Raw genomic sequence first — 4,160 nt, 5'->3', positions numbered from 1 at the left:
TTTTTTTGTTATTGTTAATGTTAATGTTAATGTACCCTCTTGAAGAATCTTCAAGACATCTTGAAGAATCTTGAAGACTTCTTAAAGAATCTTGAAGCTCTCTTGAAGATTCTTCGTGGTTTTTATGTTTTCTAGTATTGGCGGCTTTTGCTGCTCTTTCTGCAAACTTATTTAAAGTTTCGTCTGAATTTTTTAATTCTTCTTCAACATCTGAACACCACAAATGACCATCTTCTGAAAGAATAATGTGTCCAGATCTAAATAAGTAATCTAATGCCTTCTGAAATCTTTTTACTGAACAACACGTAAAATGAGATAATATTTGCGCATCATTTACAAGAGGCTCTCTAGTGCGCAACATTTGCAATCGCAATCGCATATAAACATTGCCTTCAATTGCGGGTAAACAAGCAAGATCAAGAAGCCACTTGTCTGCAAAAAGCCTCGTCCATGGTAATTTACTGGACATACCCCAATTCCCTTTCTTTAACTAAATATAAAATTGCTAAAGCATCTGCTTCGTTATCATCTTTCGGATTGTGCCCTTTTGCACGCACCGCCTTAATCATCTCTTCTTTCGACGCATTCCCCTTGCCTGTCGTCGCTTTCTTAATCGTACTTACTGGTATCCCCTCATACGGTATCTGATGCTGTTCACACCACGCCGTTAACGTTGCTAACAAACCACCGTAAACATGCGCTGCATCTGTACCTTTATGACGCCTCACCTCTTCAAAATACACCACGTCAATTTGACCTGCTGTCTGCTTTATTTCTGATAGCCATTGTTTAAAACGCAAGTAACGCATTCCACCGCCTTCAAAACGGCGTGATTGAAAATTCACGGTACCACTGAACATGTCACCACTTGCACCACGTATCGCCCACCCCGTTTTGGTACCTAGATCAAAACAAAGAATTGTATTATTCATCACGTTTATGAAGCTCTAAAGCCATATTCCGCACTCCCAATAATAACGGAGTCGCTCCCATATTCTACGGTGCCAAGGTAGAGATGCCATGTATTGTTGTGGTGTTAACATAGACAATTTATAAGTCGTATTGGAAATGTAATTAAAGTTTGGAACTAGGTGATCACCACGTAATCTGCCGCCACCAAAAACAGCCCCTAAACCACTAATCCAACAATTACCTTCGTGACTGAGGTTCTCTTCACTCTCTACCCAGCCACCTAAATCACCTTTCTTTACTTTGCCAAAGCTTCTCAATGCTCGTATTCGGTGTAACTTGAAAGGACCGAGATCAACTGTATCGTCTGTAAGTTCGTATTTCTTTTTACTACTATTAACTAAATCACAACCACTAATAAAACCTGTATCAATCCATGCATCACCACACACACGGGCATTTTCACAAATTATTGCTGTACCGTATACATGTGCATTACCAAAAACTTTAGCATCAAAATAAACAATGGCATTGCCATAAACATGAGCGTTATCATAAACGTTGGCATTACCAAAAACCTTGGCTCGACCGTAAACCCTAGCACTACCATAAACCTTTGCATCGTCCCCAACCCAACAGTCTCCCTCATGACTTAAATTGCTTTCATTTTCAATAAAGCCACCTAAGTCACCTGCGTACACATCTCTAAAATTTCTTAAAGCACGTATACGGTGAAGCGTAACTCCATTAACTTCGATTGTTTCATCAGTAGATTCATACTTCTTTTTAAGTATCATATCTTCCACCTCTATCTCCTCACTTACCCTTCTTCTTACTCTTCTTATTCTTATGAAGCGGCGCTTTTACTGCTTCATCACGCTGTTTAAGCTCTTGTGTTAGTCTTTCAACTTCCTCGTCGCGTTCTTTAATCTCTTGCTTCAGTTGTTTAATTTCCTCGTCGTCGCGTTCTTCAATCTCTTGCTTCAATTCTTTAATTTCCTCGTCGCGTGATTGAACATCTGCTTTTAGTGCCTGTATCTTTTCACTTTTCCGTGTAAAATCTTCTCGATACGCATCTATCTTTTGTTTTAGTTCTTTAATTTCCGTATCACGTGATTGAACATCTGCTTCGAGTGTCATTACAACTTCACTTACATTTCTGAACGCCTTTTCATGCTCTTCAGTCTTTTGTTTCAGTTGTTTAATTTCCTCGTCACGTTCTTCAATCTCTTGCTTCAGTTGTTTAATTTCTGCTTCAGACTTTCCTATATCCGCATCACATTCATAAATTATATTTCTATTCCCTAATATAAAATCAGTATTTACCTTTTTTACTCTTGCCATAAGATATTGAATCTCCTCTGAAAGAGCCTTAACCTGCGCGCGATAATACAAAGCAATACGAAACATCACTCCGCTTAAGAGCAAAACTGAAACCACTGCTATCCATAAAATTTCATTCGAACTCATCTTTATCTCCTTTAATTTTTATGAGGGCGGTCATCATGACCAATCTGTTGTGCTTCGCATTCCATTAAAAAAAGAATGCAACAAGCCGCATGTGCCAAGTGTGATAAATCACTCTCAGCATCCTTATGCTCTCCACCAAACCATGCTAATAAATGACGTAAAGCAGCACCGTGTAACCTGCTCCAGTGCATGCCATTACGCCAATTGTTTGCTCCGTACTTCTTTGCCCCAAACTCTAAAACTTTACCAATTTCAAGCAGTGCCAACGGCGGTATAAGCTCTACACGAGGCTTACCATCATCATTCTTATGCGCTTCATTTGCATTATGTGAACACATATAAACTCTGTCGCCACCATATTCTTCAGTGCCGCAAACATATGCATTTCCATAAATCTTGGCCTTACCATAAACCACGGCATGACCGAACACCTTAGCAGCATCACAAACCTTGGCATAACCACAAACCTTGGCGTTGCCATAAACCTTGGCGCTGCCATAAACATGGATATTATCGTAAACGTAAGCATTACCAAAAACCGCAGCTTCATCACAAACCTTGGCATTGCCAAATACATGCGCATTACCACAAACCTTGGCGTTGCCATAAATCGCAGCTGCTAAAAGAACATTGGCATTCTCATAAACACGGGCATTGTCATAAACATGAGAAAAACCAAGAACCTTGGCATTGCCAAAAACACGTGCATCACCATAAACCCATGCCCTATTCCCAACCCAACAATCACCTTCATGACTTAGGTTGTCTTCTTTCTCTATATAGCCTCCTAAATCACCTGCTTTAACATCACCAAAGTCTCTCAGTGCACGAATGCGGTGAAGTGTTCTGCCATCAAACTCAATTGTTTCATCAGTAAGTTCGTATTTCTTTTCTACAGCCATCATCACCTCCTTAAGGCTGCAAAGTCTCACGCGCGCTATCAACGCCGGAACTTTTTGCAAATGTAGTCATTGGGGGGTGTTGCTCTTGCATTAATCTCTGCAAGCGCTCGGGATAAAAAAAATCTTCTGGACGCAAATCTATCCCATGATCACGTGCGTAGGTTAATAACTGCGCTTGATAAATTGAAGGAAACAATCCATTAGAACCACCCTTCTCTTTAGAATAAGTGATACGATAAACAGCACCTTTACATTTCTTCAAAATACGCGAAACGTTAACAGCCCCCCCTAGATATTTTATTATAGTATACGCAGGTTCTTTTTTCATAAAGATAAAATTTCATATTTTATGAATTTTATCAAGATAAAATTTCATATTTTTTTTATTGATTTTTCATTTCATATGAAAGACTTTGTATTTTATGGAATCAGATCAGTTAAAGGTATGGCTTAATGCGCAATTAGCTAAAAATGGTCATGGTAGTAAGAAAATGCTAGCCAAGCATTTAGGAGTGTTACCATCTACCTTAACTAGTATGTTGCATGATTCAGGTACAAAAAGATCAATAAAAGCAAGTGAATTAATAGAAATTATTGATTTTTTTGGCGAAATCCCCCCTTTTCTAATCAAAGAATCTGAACAGTTTATTCAACTGTATTATCAAGCAAATCCCGAAGTTCAGAAAGCTGTTTTAACGATTCTTCAGAATTCTTGTTCTTCAGACAAAAAATAATAGCAGCCATCACTTTTTTATCTCCACAATTCCAAAGTTTTTCTAACATTAGTTTATCCATAATTAACCTACACTTTATTAAAATTTCATATTTTCTGAATTTTTATATTGACAATTTTCATAAATAATGAAATATAAGTTCCAT

Annotated in this window: 6 protein-coding genes and 1 pseudogene; 1 reads left to right on the top strand and 6 read right to left on the bottom strand. The window is 38.2% G+C overall.

Features of this window, described 5'->3' with window-relative positions:
- The 6 genes and pseudogenes from ACFIMM_RS01035 to ACFIMM_RS01010 form a co-directional block, all read right to left on the bottom strand.
- Positions 1–469: pseudogene (locus tag ACFIMM_RS01035) on the bottom strand (hypothetical protein); the annotation flags it as partial.
- A complete protein-coding gene (locus ACFIMM_RS01030; protein WP_375630580.1) occupies positions 459–932 on the bottom strand; it encodes a crossover junction endodeoxyribonuclease RuvC in 474 nt (157 codons plus the stop codon). The pseudogene ACFIMM_RS01035 and the gene ACFIMM_RS01030, both read right to left, overlap by 11 nt.
- Before the next feature lie 15 nt (positions 933–947).
- The gene (locus ACFIMM_RS01025) at positions 948–1,706 is read right to left on the bottom strand and encodes a hypothetical protein (RefSeq protein WP_375637283.1); all 759 of its coding nucleotides are present in this window, start codon (positions 1,704–1,706) and stop codon (positions 948–950) included.
- 19 nt (positions 1,707–1,725) lie between these two features.
- Positions 1,726–2,379, bottom strand: coding sequence for a hypothetical protein (locus ACFIMM_RS01020; RefSeq protein ID WP_375682571.1), 654 nt, complete (start codon positions 2,377–2,379; stop codon positions 1,726–1,728).
- Between the two features lie 11 nt (positions 2,380–2,390).
- Complete coding sequence (locus ACFIMM_RS01015) at positions 2,391–2,717, bottom strand: dATP/dGTP diphosphohydrolase domain-containing protein (protein ID WP_375610982.1); 327 nt, start codon at positions 2,715–2,717, stop codon at positions 2,391–2,393.
- A gap of 574 nt (positions 2,718–3,291) precedes the next feature.
- Positions 3,292–3,609 (bottom strand): hypothetical protein, encoded by a 318-nt coding sequence (locus tag ACFIMM_RS01010; protein ID WP_375682570.1) that lies wholly within the window; start codon positions 3,607–3,609, stop codon positions 3,292–3,294.
- Positions 3,610–3,703: 94 nt separating this feature from the next.
- On the opposite strand from ACFIMM_RS01010, the gene ACFIMM_RS01005 reads away from it, so the two are divergent.
- A complete protein-coding gene (locus tag ACFIMM_RS01005) occupies positions 3,704–4,015 on the top strand; it encodes an XRE family transcriptional regulator (protein WP_114647946.1) in 312 nt (103 codons plus the stop codon).
- The last annotated feature ends 145 nt before the right edge of the window (positions 4,016–4,160 follow it).

The organism is Bartonella sp. AP258QHHD (assembly GCF_042196145.1).
Lineage (GTDB): Bacteria > Pseudomonadota > Alphaproteobacteria > Rhizobiales > Rhizobiaceae > Bartonella.
This window is presented reverse-complemented; position numbering and strand designations above follow the sequence as displayed.

Bases quoted from the DNA above. Each gene is read 5' to 3' on its own strand.
- ACFIMM_RS01030 (WP_375630580.1), bottom strand. From the start codon at position 932: ATGAATAATACAATTCTTTGTTTTGATCTAGGTACCAAAACGGGGTGG.
- ACFIMM_RS01025 (WP_375637283.1), bottom strand. From the start codon at position 1,706: ATGATACTTAAAAAGAAGTATGAATCTACTGATGAAACAATCGAAGTT.
- ACFIMM_RS01020 (WP_375682571.1), bottom strand. From the start codon at position 2,379: ATGAGTTCGAATGAAATTTTATGGATAGCAGTGGTTTCAGTTTTGCTC.
- ACFIMM_RS01015 (WP_375610982.1), bottom strand. From the start codon at position 2,717: ATGTGTTCACATAATGCAAATGAAGCGCATAAGAATGATGATGGTAAG.
- ACFIMM_RS01010 (WP_375682570.1), bottom strand. From the start codon at position 3,609: ATGAAAAAAGAACCTGCGTATACTATAATAAAATATCTAGGGGGGGCT.
- ACFIMM_RS01005 (WP_114647946.1), top strand. From the start codon at position 3,704: ATGGAATCAGATCAGTTAAAGGTATGGCTTAATGCGCAATTAGCTAAA.